This is a genomic window from Streptomyces lasiicapitis (assembly GCF_014646335.1).
Classification (GTDB): domain Bacteria; phylum Actinomycetota; class Actinomycetes; order Streptomycetales; family Streptomycetaceae; genus Streptomyces; species Streptomyces lasiicapitis.
In genome coordinates this window covers 420638-441731 of record NZ_BMNG01000010.1, presented here as the reverse complement: position 1 = coordinate 441731, position 21094 = coordinate 420638, and the positions used below count along the sequence as shown (strand labels likewise).

The following is a 21094-nucleotide window of genomic DNA, read 5'->3' as shown; positions in this document are numbered from 1 at the left end:
ACGGCGGGTTCGGGACGATCGGTACGACCTCGCTGCACGCCGTCCCCCAACTCGCCCTCGCCGAGGAGATCGACGCCCCGATCCTGGCCAGGGGCCTCGCCGCGTACGGAGCCGGAGTGGATCTCCCGGTGGCGGAGGCGACGGGTGCGCGGGTCGCGCATGAAGTGCGGCGGATGCTCACGGAAACCTCCTACGCCGAGAGCGCCCGGCGGTTGCGCGCCGACATGCTCGCCATGCCCACCGCCGCCGACGTCGTCCCCGCACTCGTCCGGCTCACCGAGCGCCACAAGGCCGCTGCGTAACCGGCGGTACGAGGCCGCTGTACGGATGGAGTGAGTGGGGGGTCCCCCGGGTGCGGGGACCCCCCACCGCCGGCCCGCTCGGCCGGGCTGGTGGCCGCGGTGGACTGCCGCTGCGGCCGTCTCGGTCTCGTGTCTGCACATCAGTGGGTCAGCAGTTCACGCTGCCTGTGCTGCCGAGCAGCTCGTCGTCGAGGGTCGACGTCTCCAGCTCCTGAAGCTCCAGAACGTTCATGCGGTGTCACCTCCTTCGAAGCGCTCGCCGGGGGACCGGCGGCGGTCGTCCGCCGGGAGTCGGTGGTCCGCCGCGCGGCCTGCGCGGATGTGGCGCCGCGCTGTGGCCGTCCGGGTCTCATCACGGCGTGACAGCGGGTCAGCAGCCCACGCTGCCGGTGCTGCCGAGCAGTTCGTCGTCGAGGGTCGACGTCTCCAGCTCCTGAAGTTCCAGAACGTTCATGCGGTGTCACCTCCTTCGAAGCGCTCGCCGGGGGACCGGCGGAGGTTGTCCGCCGGGAGTCGGTGGTGTGCCAGGAACGGCAGCGGGGGAGGGCCGTCGTCCGTGACGTACGACAGGGCCGCGAGGACGCCCGCGTTGCCCGTCGCCAAATCCATGGAGAGCCGCAGGCCGCCGTGTCCGGGGAACGCCAGGTGACCGCGGTGGGAGAGGGCGTGCCAGTGGAGGCGGCCCAGATGCTCGGCGACCGGGTCGACCGGATCGACGGGGCCGACGCGATTGGGCCTGCCGGTCGGCGGGTGGCCCGGCAAGTGGCGCCGTAGCGCGTGCGCTGCGGCCAGGAGTCCCGCCCTGCCGCTGAACAGCTGGCTCTCGACCGTGAGCGGTGAGCGCGTGGCGAGCGCGAGACCGGGCAGCGCCTCCAGGATGCGGGCGTCGTCCGTGACGTCGGACAGCAGGTCGGCCACGAGGCCGACGCCGACCGAGCCGATCTCCAGGTACGGCAGGGAGCGGAAGCCGCCGTCGACGTGCAGGGCCCCTTCCTCGCGCAGGACGCACAGGTCCAGGTCCCGGTGCACGGCGCGCACCGCGTGCCGCACGTAGGCGTCCTCGTCCGTGGCCTCGTGCATCCGGAGCAGGAACAGGCCGACGCCGGACCAGCCGCGGAGCAGCCCGCCGTGTGTGCCGGCCTCGCCGCGGGCGCGGTCGATGCCGTGCGGCCTGCCGTCCCCCAGGGCGCCGATGACGCGCCCGGCGAGCTCGCGGGCCTCCTTGAGCAGGGCGTGCCCCGGATCGCCCGCGGCGAGGTGCAGCAGGTTGAGTCCGACGCCCGCGAGGCCGGCGTACAGCGAGACGTCGGTCATCTCCTCGACGCCGCCGCGGGCCCGGTCGATCAGCTCCCTGGCCTCGTCGTGGTGGCCCAGATGGTCCAGGACGTGCGCGACGCCGTGGGCGCCGTCGTAGAAGCCGGGCCGGACGTGGTCGGCCCGTGCGGACCGCAGCAGCCAGTCCTCGTACGCGGGCTCGCGCCCGGCACCCGCCACGGACAGGGCCCACAGGACACCCGCGGCCCCGTGCGCGAACGCGCCGGGCGCTTCGTTGAACTGGCGCGGGTCGCCCGGGAAGAGACGGTCGTCGCGGTCCGGGGTCGCGGTCGCGTGGACGGCGCGCGCCAGGGAGGCGCGCACGGCCGCCCAGTCGACGGGCGAGGCGTCGAGACGTACGTCCCCGACCGCTCCGACCAAGGGCGGGGCCCCGGTACGTTCCGTCCGCTCGCCGGAGGGCTCCGCCAGGCAGGACGTGACCGTCGCCGCGAAGTCCGCGGGCAGGTCGAACTGGCGGGCGGCCTCGGCCGCGAGCGCCGCCGCCTTGTCCGGGCAGATGCCGAGCGACGTCACCAGCGGCAGGTACAGCCACAACCGCAGGACCGCCAGGGCGTGTTCGTCGACCGCCGTGCCGGTCTTGTGCCGGGCGGTGAAGCCGGGGTACCCGAGCGTGGGGCGGGTGGCCTCGGCGCTCGGGAAGGCCATCTCGAAGTCGACGAGCCGCACCTCGGGCGCTTCCTCGGGGGCCGCCGGATCCTCCCCCACCAGCACGTTCCCGGGGTGCACGTCGCCGAAGACGACCCCTTCGGCGTGGACGCGCCGGACGAGCGCGGCGACGGCGGCGTGCAGGGCCTCGGCGCGCCGGGCGTAGTCGCGCAGGCCTTCGGGGGAGTACGCGGTCCAGTTCACGAGCGGGTGGTGGCGGACCATCCAGCGTTGCAGCGGAACGCCGTCCAGGTGCTCCATCGCCAGCATGCCGTGGCCGCCGAAGTCGAAGAGCTCGTACGCCTCCGGCACGCCCGGCACGCTGTGGAGGCGGTCGAGGACGCGCTTCTCGTGGGCCAGGCGCGCGGCGGCGTCGAGGCCCGCGCCGTCCCGGCCGGTGTGCGGCCGGGCTTCCTTGAGTACCACCCGGCGGCCGTCGGCGCGGCGCACCGCGGCGTACACACCGCCCGCGTTGGAGAAGTGCAGCGCTTCCTTCACTTCGTAGCCGAAGTCGCCGCTCGGGGCGGTGCGGCGTTCGATGTGCGGACGCAGGAACTCCGGGACCGGTACACCTTCGGGCAGCGTGAACGTGGGCCGCCGCTGGTCGGGGACCAGCCGTCCGTCGGCTCCGGTGCGGGCGAGTACGAGCGCGCCGTCGTCCGTCCAGCACCAGCGTTCACGGAAAGCCCCGTACCGGAAGTGGACGGGGCCGTCGCCCCAGCGGCAGTCGGTCAGGATGTACGGCCCTTCGCTGCCCGCGAGGCGGCGGTCCAGTGCCTGTGCGCACCGCGCGAACTCGGCGTCGTCGCGGGGGTAGACGGCGATGAACTTGCCGCCGGCCGGACGGGGGGCGTACTTGGAGTTCATGGCGTCGAGCAGGTGCCGGCCGCGCAGGTGCTTGAAGGCGACGCGGGCCCGCAGGCAGTGCTCGGCGACGGTGTCCAGGACGCGCTCGGCGTTGTCGTACGTCGCCGAGACGTGGATCTTCCAGCCCTGCTCGACGTCGTGGGGTCGCTCCGGCGTGTACATGTCCCAGATGCGGGCGGCCCGGTGCCGCCAGCCGTCGGGGAGCGGCGCGAACCGCGAGGGGACCAGGTGCTCCTCGGTGGCGGACCGCGCCGGGGTCTCGAAGAACACCGGGTCCACCAAGGTGTAGATCGACCAGTCCACGGACACGAGGCACCTCCAGCGGAATTCCCGGAATGGGCCGGCCGCGCTGTCGGCGGCCGTCGCGGTGATCGCCTCGTGGAGGTTTCGATCGAAGTAGGAGCGAGTAATCGGTGTGAGCGTCGGCTGACGCTCGAAAGGTGCGAGCGTCAGCTAACGCTCGAAGGGAGTGAGTGCGGTGAATGTACCCCGCCGGAGATACTCCGCCAGCGTCCGTCGGGCCGCCGCCTTGGGCTCACTGCCCGTGCCGAACCAGGCATCCTGGCCCGGCCTTCCTTCCCATTCCCCGCGGATGAACAATGCCTCGTATTCATGGCGCAGCATGGACCACATCGCCACGTCGTGATATTCGCCCTTGAAGAACTTGCGTTCCCTGAGGACGCCTTCGAGAACGAAGAACCGCGTGCGCATCACCATCTGGAGCATGGGTTCGTTGAACAGGCCCACCCAGAACTGCAGCCGATGCGCGCGCAGGTCTTCGAAGAGGTGCTCCACGACGAGGCCGAATCCCTCGGCGCCGTAGCCGCGCGACCACAGGTCGCTGCTTCCGATGGCGCCGCTGATCTCGAACGTCGTGTCCTGGGCGCCGCCGACGCGGTGGAACTTCACCATGCCCACGCGCTCGCCGTCCAGGCCCCGCATGGTGCAGAAGTGCGCACCCGACGCGGCGTCGGCGTGCAGCGCGTCCACGGTGACGCGCTCGGAGACGTCTCCGGTCAGTGCCGCGACGTCCCCGTCGGGGCTCAGCCATTCGACGAATTGCTCGTAGTCGGCGGCCGTCGCGTCGGCGAGCTCGACGCGGCGTCCGACGCGAAGGGCGTCACCGGTCCTCGGAGTCTCGATGGTCATGTCCTCCTGCTTTCCCGCATTCCCTGCGGAGTTCGGCGCCGCCCATCGTTGTCCCGCACCGAGCGGGGCGTCAACCATTCGTGCCGATTCCGCTTTTCCGGGACCGGTGCCGATGTCGCTTCACTTCCGGCTCCTGTGCCGCCGCCTTGCATTCCGTCTCGCCGGCGGGACACCGTGGTGCCACACTGCTGGCGATTCTCCACCTGGAATCGACAAGGGGGCGCTGTGCTCACCCATTCCACCGACCTGTATCTGGATCTCATGAAGAAGGTCGTCGCCAACACCATCTACCAGGACAACGCGCACGGTTGGGTGCGGAACAAGGATTTCGACGCCGGGCTGCCCAGCATCGAATACAGCGACGAACTCCGGTCCGGCGGCCGGGACATACCCCGCGTGGCGCACACGATGATCGGCGGCAAACGCCTCGACAATCTGCACGCCTGCGTCGAGCAGGTGCTGTCCGACGACATTCCCGGTGACCTCATCGAGACGGGGGTCTGGCGGGGCGGCGCCACCATCTTCATGCGCGCGCTGCTCAAGGCGTACGACATCAAGGACCGCACGGTGTGGGTCGCGGATTCCTTCGAGGGCATCCCCAAGGGCGACCCGGAACGCTATCCGGGCGACGACCTCGCGCCGCTGTACCGTTTCAACGACGTCTTCGGCGTGTCCGAGGACACGGTGCGCGAGAACTTCCGCCGCTACGGCCTGCTTGACGACCAAGTGCGCTTCCTGCCCGGGTACTTCCGCGACACGCTGCCCACCGCTCCGGTGACGCGCCTGGCCGTGCTCCGCATGGACGGCGACCTGTTCGAGTCCACGATGGACGCCCTGACACACCTGTACCCGAAGCTGTCCGTCGGTGGCTATGTGATCGTCGACGACTACCGCGCGCTGCCCCCGTGCCGGGTCGCCGTCTACCAGTACCGCAGGGAGCACGGCATCACCGACCCCATCGAGGAGATCGACGGGGTCGGCGTGTACTGGCGGCGTACCTCGTGAGCGTGCGAGCGCGACAGCGGCGTACGCGGTGACCGCGCGGGGGCCTCACGTCCCGTAGGCCCCCGCCAGGTACCGCTCCCGGCACAGGCGCCGCTGAATCTTGCCGCTCGTGGTCCGCGGCAGCGTGCCCCCGCGCACCACCACCACGTCGTGCACCGCGAGCCCGTGCTGGCGGCTGACCGTCTGCCGGATGCGTTCCGCCAGGGCCTCGCGGTCGGGCGCGGGCAGGGCCGTCATCGCCGCGTCCGCCTCCATCAGGACGATCAGGCGCGCCGTCGGATCCCCCTCGACGCCGATGGCCGTCGCCGCCACCGGGGCCACCGACTCGACCGTGGCCTCGATGTCCTCCGGGTAGTGATTGCGGCCCCGGACGATGATGACGTCGTCCATGCGGCCGACGACATACAGCCCCCCGTCGTGCCGGAAGCCCCAGTCGCCGGTCCGCAGCCACCCGTCGGCGTACACCCGCGCCGTCCGCTCCGGCGCCTGCCAGTACCCGTCCGTGCGGGTGGGGCCGTTCACCCAGATCTCGCCGACCCGGCCGGGCGTCTCGGCGCCGGTCGCCGGGTCCGCGATCCGCACGGTCACCCCGGGCACGGGCGTGCCGTTGCTCACCAGGCGCACCGCGTCCGGGCCGTGCGGCACGGGCCGCACCGCCCCCGCCGTGAGGGCGGCACGGTCGAAGCTGCCGGCCACGGCGCCGGTGCCGTTGGGCGTCATCGTCACGGACAGCGTCGCCTCCGCCAGGCCGTAGCACGGTACCGGCGAGCGGGGATCCAGGCCCGCGACGGCGAAGGCCTCCACGAACGCCGACACCGAGCCCGCGTGCACCGGCTCCCCGCCGATGGCCAGCGCGCGCAGCCCGCTCAGGTCGAGCGTCGCCGCCTCCTCGGCGTCGACGCGCCGCACGCAGTGCGTGAGGCCGAAGTTGGGCGTGACCGTCCAGTCCGCGCGATAGTCGGAGAGGGCGCGCAGCCACCGGTAGGGGCGGTGCAGGAAACTCATCGGGCTCAGATGCACCATGTGCATCCCGGCGCCGAGCGGGCTCGCGATGGCACAGATCAAGCCCATGTCGTGGAACAGCGGCACCCAGGAGACGGCGGTGCGCGCCGGCATGAAGCGCGAACGCATCTGGTAGGCCGTCGCGGACAGGTTCGCATGGGTGACCCGCACGCCCGCGGGCGCCCCGGTGGAGCCCGACGTGTACTGAAGGTACGCCACGTCCTCGGGCGCGACGGGCGGGCGCCGCCACTTCTCGGCCCGGTGCGACGGCACCTCGTCGACGTGCAGCACCGGTCCGTGCTGCCAGGCCGCGCCGCTCAGCGCGGTGCGCACCGCCGACCGCACCGCCGACGTCGTGAGGACGCACCCCGGAGTGCTGTCGCGCAACACCGAACGCAGCCGTGTCTGGCTGCGGAACAGCTCCGGCGCGTACAGGGGCACGGCGATCACACCCGCGTACAGACAGCCGAGGAAGGCGACCACGTAGTGCTCGTCGTGCGGGCACAGGACCGCGACCCGCGTGCCGGGCGGGCACGTCGCCTGCAGCTCGGCGGCCAACGCCCGGGCCCGCAGGTCCAGTTCCGCGTACGTCAGCGTGACGACGGTGTCCGTGCGCCGGGCCCGGCCACGGACCCGGCGGTCGCCGAGCACCGTCAGGGCGGGCGCCTCGCCGCGTTCGGCCGCCGTGCGGCGCACCGTGTCGGCGAGATACTCCAGGACGACCGGCCGCGGCCCGAGTGCGGGCAGGGCGAAGCACTCGGGCGCCGCGTGGCCGGTGCGGGGCGCGTCGATACTCATGGGCGCTCTCCCAGGGTGTCGCTGGCGCGGGCGGCGGACGCCTCGAGTTGGCTGACGGGCAACAGCATCTGTGTGGCGGCGAGTTCGCGGTACAGGGCGTCCTCGCTCAGCAGCTCCTCGTGGGTGCCGACGGCGCGGATGCGGCCGCCGTCCATCACGACGATCCGGTCGGCCGTGCTGACCGTGGACAGCCGGTGCGCGACCACCACGACGGTGGTCTCCGCGGTGATCCCGGTGATGACCTCGCGCAGCGCGTTCTCGTTGCGCGCGTCGAGCTGCGAGGTGACCTCGTCGAGCAGCAGCAGCCGTGGCCTGCGCAGCAGCGCGCGGGCGACGGCGACCCGCTGGCGCTCGCCGCCGGACAGCTTGGTGCCGCGGTGGCCGACCTGCGTGTCGAGGCCGTGCGGGAGCCGGCCGACCAGTTCGCCGAGCCGGGCCTGGTCGACGACGCGGCGCAGCTCGCCCTCGTCGACGTACGGCATCCCGATGCACAGATTGTCGCGGATGGTGCCGGCGAGCACGGGCGCGTCCTGCTCGACGTAGCCGATGGCGGCGCGCAGCGCGCCGAGTTCCAGGTCACGGATGTCCTGGCCGTCCAGGCGGACCGTGCCGCTCTCCGGCTCGTAGAACCGCTCGATCAGGGAGAACACGGTGGACTTGCCGGCCCCGGACGGCCCGACGAAGGCCGTCATGCCGGCCGCGGGGACCTCGAAGCTGATCCCGTGGTGCACCACGGGCCCGTCACCGGGGTAGCGGAAGACGACGTCCTCGAACGTCAGGGACGCGGGCGTGGACGGAGTGTGCGTCATCCGCGCCGGTGCCGGGCTCTCCGGCTCGGTCCGCAGCCGCAGCAGCTCGCTGACCCGGGACATCGCGGCGGCGACCACATTGAACCTGATCATCGCCGTGACCAGCGCGCCCAACGGCGGCACCAGATAGAAGAGATAGAGCAGGAACGCGATCAGGCTGCCCAGGCTCATCGCTCCGGACGCGACCCGGGCGCCGCCGACACCGAGGACGGCGAGGAACGCCACCTGGATCGTCACGGTGATGAAGGCGCCTACGAGCGAGTCGAGGCGGGCCACCTTGAGGCTGTGCCGCCAGGCCCGGCGGGCGCCCTGCTCGGCGACCTCGGCCTCGCTCTCCTCCGCGCCGGACGCCTTGATGGTGCGGAACGTGCCGAGCGCCCGCTCCAGGGCCGTGCTCAGCTCGGCCACGCCCTCCTGGGCGCGGCGCGCGGCGCTCTCCAGCTGGGGCAGGCCGGTGGCGACGAGGACGCCGCCGAGCAGCACCACCGCGAGCGTGGTGAGCAGCAGCACCCAGTCCATGAAGCCCATCAGGACGAGAATGGCGACGAGCATCACCGCGCCGTTGACGGTCTCCACGATCGCCGTCGTGACGGCGCTGCGCATCAGCGTGGTGTCGGCGGTGGCCCGTGACATCAGGTCGCCCGGCGGGATCTTGTCGGTCTCCGCGACCCGCAGCCACAGCACCCTGCGGATGACTTCGCGGCGCGTGCTGAGGACCACCGACTCGGAGACCCGCATCAGGATGAACGTGCCGATCGCGCCGACCACGGCCGACACGAGCACGAGTGCCGTGAGCGCGATCAGCGCCGCCATGACCGGCGAGCGTGCCTCGAGGTTCTCCACCACGGACTTGGCGATGACGGGCTGGATCAGCCCCGAGAAGCCGCCGAGCAGGGACAGGCCGCCGCCGAGGGCGATGCGCCGGCGCTGGGGCCGCAGATAGCGCAGCATGTCGCGCCAGGCGTCGGCGCGCAGGATGGCCGGGCGGCCGCTCTCGTGCGGCGGGGGGTCGTCGTGCTCGTCCTTCGCGTCCGGTCGGCGCGCGGTGTCAGGCGCCGTATCCAGCATCAGCGCTCTCCTCTTCGCTTTCGATGAGCTCCGTCGCCAGGCGCGCGAGGACGTCGCGCGCGGCGCGCACTTCCGACGCGAGCGGCCGGTCGGCCGCCAACGGGGGTGAGACGCGGGCCAGTTCGGCCCAGACTCCGTCGTCGTCACCGGTGTGCCCGGCCAGGGCCGCGAACTGCGTGACCGCGACGGCGAGGGAGCCCACCACCAGCCAGGCCTGCTCGACGGCGTCGCTCACGGCGTTCGCGCCGTTGAGGGCCATCGGCACATGGTCCTGGTTCAGGCCGTTGCTGGGCAGCGCGGTCAGGCTCGCCGGGTAGACGAGCTGGCGGATCCGCGAGACGAACGAGGTCGCGCTGAGCTGGACTCCGGCGAGACCACTGCCGCTGCCGGGCATCGGGGTGAGCATGGGCGGCCGCCCGCCGTTGGTCTCCGGCAGGCACAGCAGCGCCAGTTGGCGTTCGGCGAGGAAGGCGATCTGCTGGAGGCAGAGGCCGATCTGGTCGGACGCCAGGCCCACCGGCATCGCGTGGAAGTTGCCCGCGTGCAGGAACTCGCCCTCGTAGTAGACCGGGTTGTCCGTACAGCCGACCGCCTCGCGGACCAGGATGTCCTCGAGCACGGACAGCTGGTCGACGACCGCGCCGATCACCTGCGGCGCGCAGCGCAGGCTGTAGGGCTCCTGCAGCGGACGAGCCGGATCGCGGCGGTGGCCCGCCGGCAGGCCCTCTCTGATCCAGCGGGCGCCGACCATCTGCCCCGTCTGGCCGCGTACATGGCCGACTCCGGGGTGGTACGCCTGTGGGCTCGCGCCGAGCAGCGTCACCGCGCGCGCGGTGAGCGCGGCGACCGCGCGGGCCAGACGCAGCACTTCGCGGTGGTTCAGCAGGGTGACGGCCAGGCTCACGCTGGTGCCGTTGACGAACGACAGGGCCTGTCGGGCCCGCCAGGTCACCGCCTCCGCGCCGAGCGCAGCCAGGACGTCGGCGGACGGCCGCACCCGCCAGTCGCCGGAGGCGTCGCGCGACCACGCCTCGCCCTCACCGGCCAGGGCGAGAGCCGCGTGCGCGAGGGGCTGCAGGTCGCCGCTCGCGCTGACCGTGCCGTCGCGCGGGATCACCGGAGTGAAGCCGCGGTTCCACAACTCGGCCACGCGGTCCCAGAATTCGGGCGACACGGCCGAGTGGCCGAGCCGCATGCTGTTGAGCCGTATCCACATCACCAGACGGCAGACCTCCGGGGACAGCGGCTGCCCCTGGCCGCTGCCGAGGTGGGCGATGAGCCCGCTGCCCTGGTCCGTGTCCGACGCGGCGGCCGCGTACGCGACCAGCGGGCCGAAGCCCTGCGTGACCCCGTACACCTTCTCCTGGTTCGCGAGGGCCTGCGCCAGGCGGTCCACGCCGGTGCGCATGCGCTCCGCCTCCAGCGGGCTGCACGGGCGCACCTGGGCGTCGGGACGGGCCTGGCGCACGATGTCCGCCAGGCGTTCCTTGGGTGACTCGACTACGTCTGTGATCATGTGGCGGCTCCTGCGTCGGCGGGGAGGGTGGGGAGGATCCGGCGCGGCAGGCCGGCCCCCGAGCGGTCGATGCGGTCGACGACGTGCACCTGGCGCGGCTGCGCGGTGAGATCGCGTGCGGCGACGAGCGCCCGTACGCGGGCCCGGTCCAGGCTGCCGCCCGGCGGCGGCACGACGTACAACTCCAGGTGCTCGCCGCTGAGTTCGTCGGCGACGGGCACGCACGCCAGGTCCGCGCAGTCGACGACGTCGCGCAGCGAGCGCTCCAGCGCGCCGAGGTCCACACGGCGGCCGTTGATCTTCACGAGGCGCCCGCGCCGGCCGCTGAAGCGGAAGCGGCGCGCCCCGCAGGGTTGCACGAGGTCGTCGGTTTGCCAGCGGTCGAGCGGCGCGAGGCCCGGTCTGGCGGCGAGGCGCGGGCTGCGGACCGTCAAGGGGACGTCACGGCCGGCCGGGTCGGCGGGAGCGACGGGGTCGGCGGGGCTGACGGGGTCGTCGGAGCCGCCCGGATCGAGGTCGAGTTCCACGTCGTCGAACAGGTTCCACCGCGGGTCGTCCGGACCCCACCGGCGCCAGGCGATGCCGCCCGTCTCGGTGGACCCGAACACCTCCGTCACGGACACCCGCTCCCGGCCCGCCTCCTGGACGAAGCCGGCGGCGGCCGAGGGCAGCATCGCGGTGCTGTGGAGCACGGCGAGGCTCTCCCGGGCGTCGACCCACGGACGTTTGCGGCGCAGGGCCGAGAACGACCAGGGCACCGCGATCACCGCCCAACGGCCCCCGGGCGGCGGGGGCATGGCGCCGAAGAAGTGCGGGCGGTACCAGACGGGCAGGCCGAGCCGCACGGGCACGAGCAGGGTCGCGAGCGCCCCGTACACATGGCGGGGCGGCGCGAACGACAGCACGGCCTCGGGGCGGTGCGGCCGCAACAGCGCGGCCAGCATCCCCGCCTCCTCCCAGAGTTGCTCGCGGGTGCGCCGCCAGCACTCACTGGGTCCCGTCGTGCCGGACGTGTGGAAGTCCAGGGCCGGCGGCAGCAGTCGGCGCACCAGGTCCACGGCGTCGTCGCCGGACCGGTCCCAGCGGACCAGCCAGGGACGGTCGTTGACGCCGGACGCGGCGGGGCCCGCGGCAAGGACCTCCTGCGGGCTCAGCTCGGGATAGCTCACCAGGTCACCTCATGTCCGGGGAGATAAAGACGGGAGAAGACGGGGAGAACCGGAGTCGCGTTGTCACTGACCGTGCTCGACCCGTTCCCGAAGCAGGTCGACGAGATCCTGAACCGTCGTGATCGTGGCGAGCTCCTCGTCCGGTATCTCGTCGTCGCCCGCCTGCCGCTGGAGCGTGAAAGCGATCTCCACCATGGAGAGGGAATCGATACCGAGATCGTCCACCAGTGACTTACCGGGTTCCACCTCTGCGGCCGGAATTCCGGCTACTTCTTCCACCGCCTCCGCGACAAATCGAAGAGCGGCGTTCTGATCCATGAGTGCGTCCATGGGTATCTCCTATTTGATTGAAGCGCAATCGGTCAATCCGCCGCCGTCCACAGCTCATTGGAAATTCTGGGACGAGGCCCGTCGTGCCCGGTCGGCGGCCGCCCGTCCCGCCGGCGGGACGCCGTGCCGTGTGCTGACACGCACCCCTGCGCACAGCGGCGGAAGCCGTGCGCCACGGCGCTCGATCCGGCGCATCCGGAACGGTCCGCGGTGCTGGACCGGCCGCTGCCGGCCCGCTGCATCCGTTGCGAAAAGCGCAGGCGCGCTCGCCGCCACCGCATTACACGGCGGTACGTCGAAACCGTACGAATCAGGCCGTGCCGGAATGCGATCAACCGCATGCCCCGGACCGGCTTCGCCGTCGGCCCATCCGGAACATACGGCCATTCATTCCCCTGGACACCGCCCCGTGCCCTGCCGCAGACTGCCGGAGTCTCGGGACGACTCGGGGCAGGTGAGAGTACAGCACGCTCACACGGAGGATGTCTTGCCAAGCAAGAGGCACGGGGGAATACCTCCCGGCGTGAGGCCGCTACCGCACTCGATTCCCACAGAAATTTCCAACCCGATTCCCAGAGGTATTCCCGGCGAGCTGCCGAGAGGCCATAGCGCACCGAATTCAAGGGCGCGCACCTTCGGATCACAGATGCAGGTGAACGCGTCCGTGGTGGCGCGGCGCACGTCGCTCGACCTCCCGGTCGACCTCCCGCTGGACCGATGGCGGAGCCTCGGCGAGCACATCGCCGTCATCTCCGACTCGTCGAGCTGGTGGCTCGGGGACTGGCTCATCTACGGCCAGGCCCACTACCCCGACCGCTACAAGATCGCCCTCGCCGACACGTCCCTGAGCTACCAGACGCTGCGCAACTACGCCTGGGTCGCCGGTCGGTTGGGCGTCGCCCGGCGGCGCAGCCGGCTCAGCTTCCAGCACCACGCGGAGGTGGCGGGCCTGGCGGAGCGGGCCCAGGACCACTGGCTGGAACAGGCGGAACGACACGGCTGGTCGCGCAACGAACTGCGCCGGCACATCCGGGACAGCCTGCGCGCACCCGAACACAGACCGCCGGCGGAGACGGTACGGCCGCAACCCGGCGAGGCGCAGGCGGCGATCCGATTCAAGGTCACCACCGAGCGCCGGATCCGCTGGCAGAAGGCGGCGGCCAACCAAGGGCAGGCACTCGCCGAGTGGATCGTCGCCGTACTCGACCGGTGCGCGCCGTCGGCACCGCAGCCCTAGCGCGACCAGCCGAACCCCGAGCACCCCGAGGACACAAGGACGAAGGACCGGTGGCCATGAGCATCAAGGTCTGGAACTACCTGGCGGAGTACGAGGCGGAGCGGGCGGACATCCTCGATGCCGTCGACACCGTCTTCCGCTCCGGACAGCTGATCCTCGGCCGGCGCGTCAGAGACTTCGAGGGCGCGTTCGCCGCCTACCACGGCGTACCGCACTGCGTCGGTGTCGACAACGGCACCAACGCCCTCGTCCTCGGGCTGCGCGCGCTCGGGGTCGGCCCCGGCGACGAAGTCGTCACCGTCGCCAACACGGCGGCGCCGACGGTCGTGGCCATCGACGCGGTGGGCGCCACGCCCGTGTTCGTCGACGTGCATCCCGAGACGTATCTGATGGACGTGGACCGGATCCCGGAGGTGGTCACCGAACGCACCAAGTGCCTGCTGCCGGTGCACTTGTACGGCCAGTGCGTCGACATGACGGCGCTGGCCGGGCACGCGTCCACCCACGGGCTCGCCGTCCTGGAGGACTGCGCCCAGGCGCATGGCGCGCGCCGGCACGGCCGGCTCGCCGGAACCATGGGGGACGCCGCGGCGTTCTCCTTCTACCCGACCAAGGTTCTCGGCGCCTACGGGGACGCCGGAGCCACCATCACCTCGACGGCGGCGGTGGACGCCGCCCTGCGCAGGCTGCGCTACTACGGCATGGAGGACCGCTATTACGTCGAGGCGACCCCCGGCCACAACAGCCGTCTCGACGAGGTGCACGCGGAGATCCTGCGCCGCAAGCTGACCCGGCTCGACGACTACCTGACCGCTCGGCGGGCGATCGCGGCGCGTTACGCGGAAGGCCTCGTCGGCACCGGTCTCGTGCTGCCTGCCCTGGCCGAGGGCAACGACCACGTCTACTACCTGTACGTGGTCCGTCATCCCCGGCGCGACACGATCCTCACCGAGCTGGCGGCCCGCGACATCACCCTCAACGTCAGCTACCGCTGGCCCGTCCACACCATGAAGGGGTTCGCCCATCTCGGCCACCGGCAGGGAGACCTGCCGGTCACGGAGCGGGCGGCCGACGAGATCTTCTCGCTGCCCATGTATCCGACGCTGACCAAGGCCGAGCAGGACCTGGTGGTGGAGGCGTTGCGCGAAGTGCTCGCCGCGCTGTAGCACGGCCGCGTTCGGGGCGCCGGTCCGCCACCGGCGTCCCAGTCCACGACAGGAGGTGCCGTCATCGCCGCGTCACGTCTGGGCGCCCGGGCCGCCGTGGCGGCGGAGCCGGACGCCGCCTTCGCCGCCTGGTGGGCCGAACGCCGCAGCGCGGCACGTCTTTCCGTCACGCCCGTCCCCTTCCGCGAACTGCCGCACTGGTCCTTCACCCGCGACGGCGACCTCGTCCACGACAGCGGACGCTTCTTCAGGGTCTCCGGCATGCGTGTGCAAGGCCCCTGGGGTGCGGGATCGGGGCACCGCGACCAGCCGGTGATCGTGCAGCCCGAGATCGGCGTGCTCGGGCTCCTCCTCAAGCGGATCGACGGCGAGCCGCACGTGCTGCTCCAGGCCAAGGCCGAGCCGGGCAACATCGACGGCATCCAGCTCTCGCCCACAGTCCAAGCGACCCGCAGCAACTACACCCGGGTCCACCGGGGCGGCGCGACACGCCACTTGGAGCACTTCGCGGGGCCCGGCCGCGGCCGTGTCCTCGTCGACTCGCTCCAGTCCGAACAGGGCGCGTGGTTCTGGCGCAAACACAATCGGAACATGGTCGTCGAGCCGGTGGGCGAGGTCGCGGAGCACCCCGACTTCCGCTGGATCGCGCTGCGTACGGTGCGCCGGCTGCTGCGCGTCGACCATCTGGTCAACATGGACACGCGTTCCGTACTGGGATGCCTGCCTGTCGAGCTGGAGGCGGATGCGGCGGCCGGAACGGTCCCGGACGACGGACCGCCGACGGAAGCGGCGCGGGACGGATCCACCGCGCACCGGCTGCGCGCGATCACGAGCTGGCTCATCGACGCCAAGCAGCACTGTCCCTGGCAGTCCGGCCTCGTCCCGCTCGCGGCCGTCGAAGGCTGGTCCCGGACCGAGACGGAGATCGCCGACGAGGCGGAGCGGTCGTTCCGGATCATCGCGGTCCAGGTGGAGGCGGGCACCCGCGAGGTGAGGCAGTGGTCCCAGCCGCTGCTCGCACCCCGCCGTCCGGGCCTCGCGGTGTTCCTGTGCCGTCTCACCGCCGGGGCGCCGAGGGTCCTTGTCCGGGCGCGGGCCGAGCCGGGCCTCGGCGATCTGGTCGAACTCGGCCCCACCGTCCAGTGGTCCACGGACGACGGACCCGCCTCCCCGGAGGAGGCCGGGCCGTACGACGGCACGGCCCTGACCGACGACGCGGCGCGCGTACGGTTCGACGCGGAGCTGTCCGAGGAGGGGGGACGCTTCCACCGGGCGGCCACGCGCTACCGGATCGTCGAGGCGGACGGCGCCGTCCCGGACCAAGTGCCGGACGACCACCGTTGGCTGACGGTGCATCAACTTCAGGCCCTCGTGGCCCGCGGCCACCACGTCAACGTGCAGGCGCGCAGCCTCCTCGCCTGCCTGGCGTCCCTGCGGTGAGCCACCGCGCCCGGCCCCCGGCCGCATCCCGACAGACACTCGCGGAAAGGAAATGTGCCGTGCGGACACACGAGTTGGGCGTACGCGGCGCGTACGCGTTCACCCCCACCGTCTTCCCCGACGAACGCGGCCTGTTCGTCGCCCCGTACCAAGGGCCCGCTTTCACCCATGCCGTCGGCGGCCCGCTGTTCCCGGTGGCGCAGACCGGGCACAGCCGGTCCCGGCGCGGGGTGATCCGGGGCGTCCACTTCACGCGTACGCCGCCGGGCATGGCCACGTACGTGCACTGTGCCCGCGGCAGCGCGCTCGACCTGGTCGTCGATCTGCGCCTGGGCTCGCCCACGTACGGCAGTTGGGACTGTCTGGTCCTCGACGAGGTGACCTTCGAGGCGGTGCACCTGCCGGTCGGCGTGGGCCACGCGTTCCAGGCCCTGGAGGACGACACGGTGATGGAGTACCTGCTCTCCGGGGGGTACGCGGCCGACGACGAGAAGGCGGTGTCGGTGTTCGACCCCGCGCTCGCGCTGCCCCTGCGCGAGGACATGCCGCGGATCCTGTCGCCCCGCGACCGGTCCGCGCCCACGCTCGCGGCGGCCGAACGGGCGGGCCTGCTGCCGGAGTACGAGACGTGCCTGCGGCTCGACTCACGGCTGCGGGAGGCGGCCCTTGCGGGGGCGGGGGAGCGGCATGGATGAGGCACCGCGTTCCGGAGGAGAGGGCTCGCGTTCTGGAGGAGAGGGCTCGCGTTCGGGGGGAGAGGGCTCGCGTTCCGGGGGACCGGACGGCGACACCGGCATGCCCCGCGTCGTCGTGCTCGGCGCCTCCGGCTTTCTCGGCTCCGCGGTCGCCGCGCTGCTCGCGCGGCGGCGCCTGCGGCTGCGCCTGGTGGCGCGGCGTCCCAGCGCTGTCCCCGACGGCGCGGTGGCCGACGTCGAGGTGCGCACGGCCGACCTCACGGACGCCGCGAGCCTGGCCGCCGCCGTCGGCGACGCCGACGCGATCGTCCATCTCGTCTGCCACCGGACCGGCGCCCGCGCCTGGCGCACCGACGACGACCCGCTGGGGGAGTGGGTCAACGTCGGCATGGTGCACGGAATTGTCGACACACTGCGTGCGGCGCCCCGAGCACGACGGCCCGCGTGCGTCTTCGCCGGTTCCGCGAGCCAGGTGGGGCTGACGTCCCGGGCCCGGATCGACGGCACCGAGGAGGACCGGCCTGCGAGCGCCTACGACCGCCACAAGGCCCTCGCCGAACGGGCGCTCCTGGACGCCACACGGGAGGGAGTGCTGCGCGCGGTCTCGCTCAGGCTGCCGACCGTGTACGGAGAGAGCCGCACGCCGACGGCGGCCGACGGCGGCGTGGTCACCGCCATGACCCGGCGCGCCTTGGCCGGCGAGCCGCTGACGGTGTGGCGCGACGGCACCATCGGCCGGGACCTGCTGCACGTCGACGACGCGGCGCGTGCCCTCGTCACCGGTCTCGACCGCGTCGGTGAACTCGTCGGCCGGCACTGGGTGGTGGGCACGGGCCGGACGACCACGCTCGGCGATCTCTTTCGCGCCGTGGCCCGGATGAGCGCGGACCACACGGACCGCACGCCGGTTCCGGTGGTCACCGTCGAACCCCCCGACCACGCGACCCCCGCCGACTTCCACACCTTCACGGTCGACGCCACCGCCTTCCGGAAGGCCACCGGTTGGGAGCCGCGGGTGGCGTTGCCGGAGGGGCTGGCGCGCACGGTGGGCGCGCTGGCGCGGGGACGGGCTGTGGAGGGGGCGCGACTGCGGGGTCCGACCGCCCTCTGACTGCCCTGCCCTCTGACCGGCGTCAGTGCCCCATCCCCAGGCCCCCGTCCACCGGCACCACGGCCCCCGTGATGTACCCGGCGCCCGGCCCGGCGAGAAAGTCGACCACTGTCGCCACCTCCTCCGCCGTGCCCGCGCGGCCCAGCGGTACGGCGGCGGTCATGGCCGCGCGCCGCGCCTGGGGCAGGGACGCGGTCATGTCGGTGTCGATGAGGCCGGCCGCGACGACGTTCACGGTGATGTTCCTCGGGGCCAGCTCACGGGCGAGGGAGCGGCCGAAGCCGATGAGACCCGCCTTGGACGCGGCGTAGTTCGTCTGCCCCGCCGTGCCGAGCAGGGCGGAGACCGAGGAGACGAGGACGATGCGGCCGCCGCGCGCGCTCATCATGGCGCGCACGGCGCGTTTGGCGACGCGGAAGGCACCGCCGAGGTTGGTGTCGAGCACGGCGTCGAAGTCGTCCTCCGTCATGACCGCGAGCAGCCGGTCACGGGTGATGCCGGCGTTCGCGACGAGGACCTCCACCGCGCCGTGTTCGGCCTCCGCCTCCTTGAACGCGCGGTCCACCTGCTGCGCGTCCGTGACGTCGCACCGCACCCCGAAGAGCCCCTCGGGCGGGGAGCCGGACCTGAAGGTGACCGCCACCCGGTCGCCGCCCGCGGCCAGGCGGCGGGCGACCGCGAGCCCGATCCCACGGTTCCCGCCCGTGACCAGAACCGAACGCCCCATCGTTTCCTCCCCTGTCCGGCCGCCGCGCGCCTACGTGGAGCGGCGGATCACCAACTGCTCGATCCCGTCCAGGAGCCGCTGCAGCCCGAACTCGAACGGCGCCCCCGAGTACGGCATGACGCCCGCCGCCAGCGCGCGCAGGAGCGCCGGATACCGGTCGAAGTCCACGAGCTGCCCCAGCGCCAGGTCGCGTTCCCGCGTGTCCTCGGCGTCGGTGTCGGTCCCGCCCGGCTCCGGAGAGCCGCTCCCGGGGCGGCCGCCAGGGCCGCGCAGCCGCCCGAGCCCGCGCACATACGCGTCCACGGTCTCGATCGCCGACAGCTTCTCCGCCTCGCTGAGCCCGGTGCCGTCGAAGATCCGCAGCGCGGAGTCGAGCCAGCGCAGCATGTTCGGCCCCGGCACCTGCTCGGCCACGCCCAGCTCGAGGACCCAGGGGTGCAGGCGGATCTCCCGCCAGTCGTCGTGCGCCAGCGCCGTCAGCTTGGCGCGCCAGTCGCCGGGGAGCTCGTGCGGCAGGGTCCGGCCGACCGCCACCGCGTCGAGCATCAGGGCCTCCAGCTCGGCCCGGCCCGGCACGTACGTGTACAGCGAGGCGACGCCGACACCCAGATGTGCGGCGACACGGCGCAGCGACATGGCGGCGGGGCCGTCCCGCTCGGCCACTTCGATCGCAGCCTCGACGATCCGCTCCAAGGTCAGCCCGCGCGCCGGTCCGCGCGCGCCGCGCGTGTCCCTGCCCCAGAGCAGCGCGAGCGCGCGCTCCTGGGGTGTCGAGGTGGTCAGCGGATCCGTCACCAGGGCGCGCCCTCCGGCTTCCCGGCTGTCGTGAGCGGTCGACTCTTTGCGATCAGCACGTAACTCAGTATACCGTTCGGAGTTAACCGAACGGTGCTCGGAGTTAGGGCGGACGCATGATCGGAGACCTTCCCGCGGAGACGACGAAGAGCCCGGCGGCGCCCCGCAGGCGCGAGCAGCGCACGCTGTACGCGGCCGCGTTCACCAACGGGCCGAACGAGCTCTTCGACTTCATCCTTCCGCTCTGGGCCGGCGCCGCACTTGGTCTGAGCGCCACCGAGGTCGGCATCCTCATGGCTGTCGAAATGGCCCTCTCCGTGATCGCGCGGCCCATCGCCGGCGTGCTCGCCGACCTCTTCGAGCGCCGCTACGTCGCCGCGACGGGCGCGATCCTGTACGCGGCCTCCGCCGCCGGCTACGCCCTCGCGCACGACGCGCCCTTCGCCTACGCCGCCGCCGCGGTCGGCGGAGTGGGCGGCGCCCTGCTGTGGGTGGCCGTCCGCGCCATCATCAGCGAACGGCTCGCGGAGGACTCCGCGGTCTTCCCCCGGCTCCTCGCCTCACAGGAGACCGGGTCCTGGGTGGCCTTCGTCGCCGGCATGGTGCTGATCGGCGAGATCGGTTTCGACGGCGTCTTCTGGTTGTGCGCCGGGGCCTGTCTGCTCGCCGCCGCGCTGCTGCTGTCCTCGCCCCGCAGGCAGGTCCCGCGGGCGCCGCGGGGAACACCGGCGGGGGAGCCGGGCGGTGAGGAGGTGACGGCGGGCTCCGCCATCGCCGGGCTCGGTGCCGTCGGGCGCAGGCTCCGCCCCATGCTGATCGCCGTGGTCGTGACCATGGCGGCCGAGGCCGCGATCTCCCTGCTGCTCCTGATGCATCTCCAGCGCGAGTTCGACCTGGAGGTGATCCAGGTCGCCTACGTCTTCCTGCCCGGCGCCATCGCGATGAGCGTCGCCGCGGAGCGCCTGCACACCTACGTCGTCCGCTTCGGCCGCACCCGGATCCTGATGTGCGCGTCGTTCGCCAGCGCCGCCTTCGCAGCGGGCCTCGCCTGGGCGCCGAACCCCGTGGTCATCGCCGCGCTGTGGATCCTCAGCGGGCTCGCCTGGGCCGCGGTCATCCCGATCCAGCAGGCCGTGATCGCCGAGGCATCGGGTGAGCACGCGGGGCGCGGGATGGGGGTGTACGAGTCGGCCAACCTGCTGGGCGCGCTGGTCGGCGCCCTCGCGGCGGGCGTGCTCTACGACGGTGCCGACTGGACCGTCGCCTGCCTCAGCGCGGCGGTGCTGATCCTGGCCGGGTCCGTGGTCGTGCCCCGTGCCGTACGCCGCCTCGGCGTCGCCGACGTACCGCCACCGCCGCCGGAGCGGGAGCCGGACCCGGATCCCGAGCCGGATCCCGAGCCGGATCCCGAGCCGGATCCCGAGCCGGATCCCGCGCCGCTGCCGAAGCCGGGGGCCGACGTCACGAAGAGCACGCCCGTCCGGGACGAACCGCCCAAGACCCGACAGCAGGTGCTGCGCGAACTCGGGCGGCACGCGGTCGTGTTCGCCGTCGCGCAGGTGGTCCTGTTGCTTCTCGGGCTGTCGTGGTTGTACGACCTGGCGACCGAGGACAGCGTCGACGTGCTGCTGCACGGCGCGGGCCAGGAGTCGGGCTTCGCCCGGGTGGGGGAGGACGGCGGCAAGATCTGGACGTTCGTCCTTGTCGTGCACGCGCTGTGGGCCGGCGCGAAGTGCCTGGCCACAGGGCTCGGCCGGGACGGGCGTGACTGAGCGTCAGGCACCTGCCCCGGCGCGGGCCGTGCTCTTGCACGTGTCAGTGGGATCAAGCCAACTCTTGTTTAATGCAGGGCAGTTGCATTATTCTCCGCGCGACGGGTATGCCAAGGGCAAGAACGTGCCACCCCTGTCCCCGGTGGCGACAGCTCA

At 72.5% G+C, this 21094-nt stretch carries 17 protein-coding genes; 8 read left to right on the top strand and 9 right to left on the bottom strand.

The features are described 5' to 3' along the window. On the top strand, positions 1–302 hold a 302-nt coding region (locus tag IEY91_RS23555), incomplete at its 5' end, for a glycosyltransferase (RefSeq protein WP_373288002.1). 450 nt (positions 303–752) lie between these two features. Here IEY91_RS23555 and lanKC read toward each other — a convergent pair. Further along, positions 753–3458 (bottom strand): class III lanthionine synthetase LanKC, encoded by a 2706-nt coding sequence (gene lanKC / locus IEY91_RS23550; RefSeq protein ID WP_189175573.1) that lies wholly within the window; start codon positions 3456–3458, stop codon positions 753–755. A 144-nt stretch (positions 3459–3602) separates the two neighbouring features. Continuing rightward, entirely contained in the window at positions 3603–4298 is a 696-nt protein-coding gene (locus IEY91_RS23545) for a GNAT family N-acetyltransferase (protein WP_189175572.1), read from the bottom strand. Positions 4299–4523: 225 nt separating this feature from the next. On the opposite strand from IEY91_RS23545, the gene IEY91_RS23540 reads away from it, so the two are divergent. Next, positions 4524–5303, top strand: a complete 780-nt coding sequence (locus IEY91_RS23540) for a TylF/MycF family methyltransferase (RefSeq protein ID WP_229697178.1) — start codon at positions 4524–4526, stop codon at positions 5301–5303. A gap of 45 nt (positions 5304–5348) precedes the next feature. Here the strand turns inward: IEY91_RS23540 and IEY91_RS23535 are convergent, their stop codons facing one another. The 5 genes from IEY91_RS23535 to IEY91_RS23515 all read right to left on the bottom strand — a co-directional run bounded on the left by IEY91_RS23535 (position 5349) and on the right by IEY91_RS23515 (position 11995). Continuing rightward, the gene (locus tag IEY91_RS23535; RefSeq protein ID WP_189175571.1) at positions 5349–7103 is read right to left on the bottom strand and encodes a fatty acyl-AMP ligase; all 1755 of its coding nucleotides are present in this window, start codon (positions 7101–7103) and stop codon (positions 5349–5351) included. Then, the gene (locus IEY91_RS23530; RefSeq protein WP_189175570.1) at positions 7100–8980 is read right to left on the bottom strand and encodes an ABC transporter ATP-binding protein; all 1881 of its coding nucleotides are present in this window, start codon (positions 8978–8980) and stop codon (positions 7100–7102) included. Before IEY91_RS23530 ends, IEY91_RS23535 begins: the two co-directional genes overlap by 4 nt. Further along, on the bottom strand, positions 8961–10496 hold the full coding sequence (locus IEY91_RS23525; protein WP_189175569.1) for an aromatic amino acid ammonia-lyase: 1536 nt from the start codon (positions 10494–10496) through the stop codon (positions 8961–8963). The genes IEY91_RS23530 and IEY91_RS23525 overlap by 20 nt, the downstream gene beginning before the upstream one ends. Then, positions 10493–11665, bottom strand: coding sequence for a class I adenylate-forming enzyme family protein (locus tag IEY91_RS23520; protein ID WP_189175568.1), 1173 nt, complete (start codon positions 11663–11665; stop codon positions 10493–10495). Before IEY91_RS23520 ends, IEY91_RS23525 begins: the two co-directional genes overlap by 4 nt. 63 nt (positions 11666–11728) lie before the next feature. Then, the gene (locus IEY91_RS23515; protein WP_164317442.1) at positions 11729–11995 is read right to left on the bottom strand and encodes an acyl carrier protein; all 267 of its coding nucleotides are present in this window, start codon (positions 11993–11995) and stop codon (positions 11729–11731) included. Between the two features lie 646 nt (positions 11996–12641). On the opposite strand from IEY91_RS23515, the gene IEY91_RS23510 reads away from it, so the two are divergent. The 5 genes from IEY91_RS23510 to IEY91_RS23490 all read left to right on the top strand — a co-directional run bounded on the left by IEY91_RS23510 (position 12642) and on the right by IEY91_RS23490 (position 17644). Then, the gene (locus IEY91_RS23510; RefSeq protein WP_189175567.1) at positions 12642–13232 is read left to right on the top strand and encodes an LmbU family transcriptional regulator; all 591 of its coding nucleotides are present in this window, start codon (positions 12642–12644) and stop codon (positions 13230–13232) included. A gap of 56 nt (positions 13233–13288) precedes the next feature. After that, a complete protein-coding gene (locus IEY91_RS23505) occupies positions 13289–14398 on the top strand; it encodes a DegT/DnrJ/EryC1/StrS family aminotransferase (protein WP_189175566.1) in 1110 nt (369 codons plus the stop codon). Positions 14399–14494: 96 nt separating this feature from the next. Further along, on the top strand, positions 14495–15838 hold the full coding sequence (locus IEY91_RS23500; RefSeq protein ID WP_189175565.1) for an NDP-hexose 2,3-dehydratase family protein: 1344 nt from the start codon (positions 14495–14497) through the stop codon (positions 15836–15838). Between the two features lie 59 nt (positions 15839–15897). Continuing rightward, positions 15898–16533 (top strand): dTDP-4-dehydrorhamnose 3,5-epimerase family protein, encoded by a 636-nt coding sequence (locus IEY91_RS23495; RefSeq protein ID WP_189175564.1) that lies wholly within the window; start codon positions 15898–15900, stop codon positions 16531–16533. Between the two features lie 100 nt (positions 16534–16633). Then, a complete protein-coding gene (locus IEY91_RS23490) occupies positions 16634–17644 on the top strand; it encodes an NAD-dependent epimerase/dehydratase family protein (RefSeq protein WP_189175563.1) in 1011 nt (336 codons plus the stop codon). A 22-nt stretch (positions 17645–17666) separates the two neighbouring features. Here the strand turns inward: IEY91_RS23490 and fabG are convergent, their stop codons facing one another. Both fabG and IEY91_RS23480 read right to left on the bottom strand, forming a co-directional pair. Next, a complete protein-coding gene (gene fabG / locus IEY91_RS23485) occupies positions 17667–18371 on the bottom strand; it encodes a 3-oxoacyl-ACP reductase FabG (RefSeq protein WP_164317432.1) in 705 nt (234 codons plus the stop codon). Positions 18372–18401: 30 nt separating this feature from the next. Then, positions 18402–19166, bottom strand: coding sequence for a TetR/AcrR family transcriptional regulator (locus IEY91_RS23480; protein ID WP_229697177.1), 765 nt, complete (start codon positions 19164–19166; stop codon positions 18402–18404). 116 nt (positions 19167–19282) lie between these two features. Between IEY91_RS23480 and IEY91_RS23475 the strand changes: the two genes are divergently transcribed. Next, positions 19283–20938 carry an MFS transporter gene (locus IEY91_RS23475; RefSeq protein ID WP_189175562.1) on the top strand — a complete coding sequence of 552 codons (1656 nt, stop codon included), beginning with the start codon at positions 19283–19285 and terminating at the stop codon, positions 20936–20938. Positions 20939–21094 lie beyond the last annotated feature (156 nt).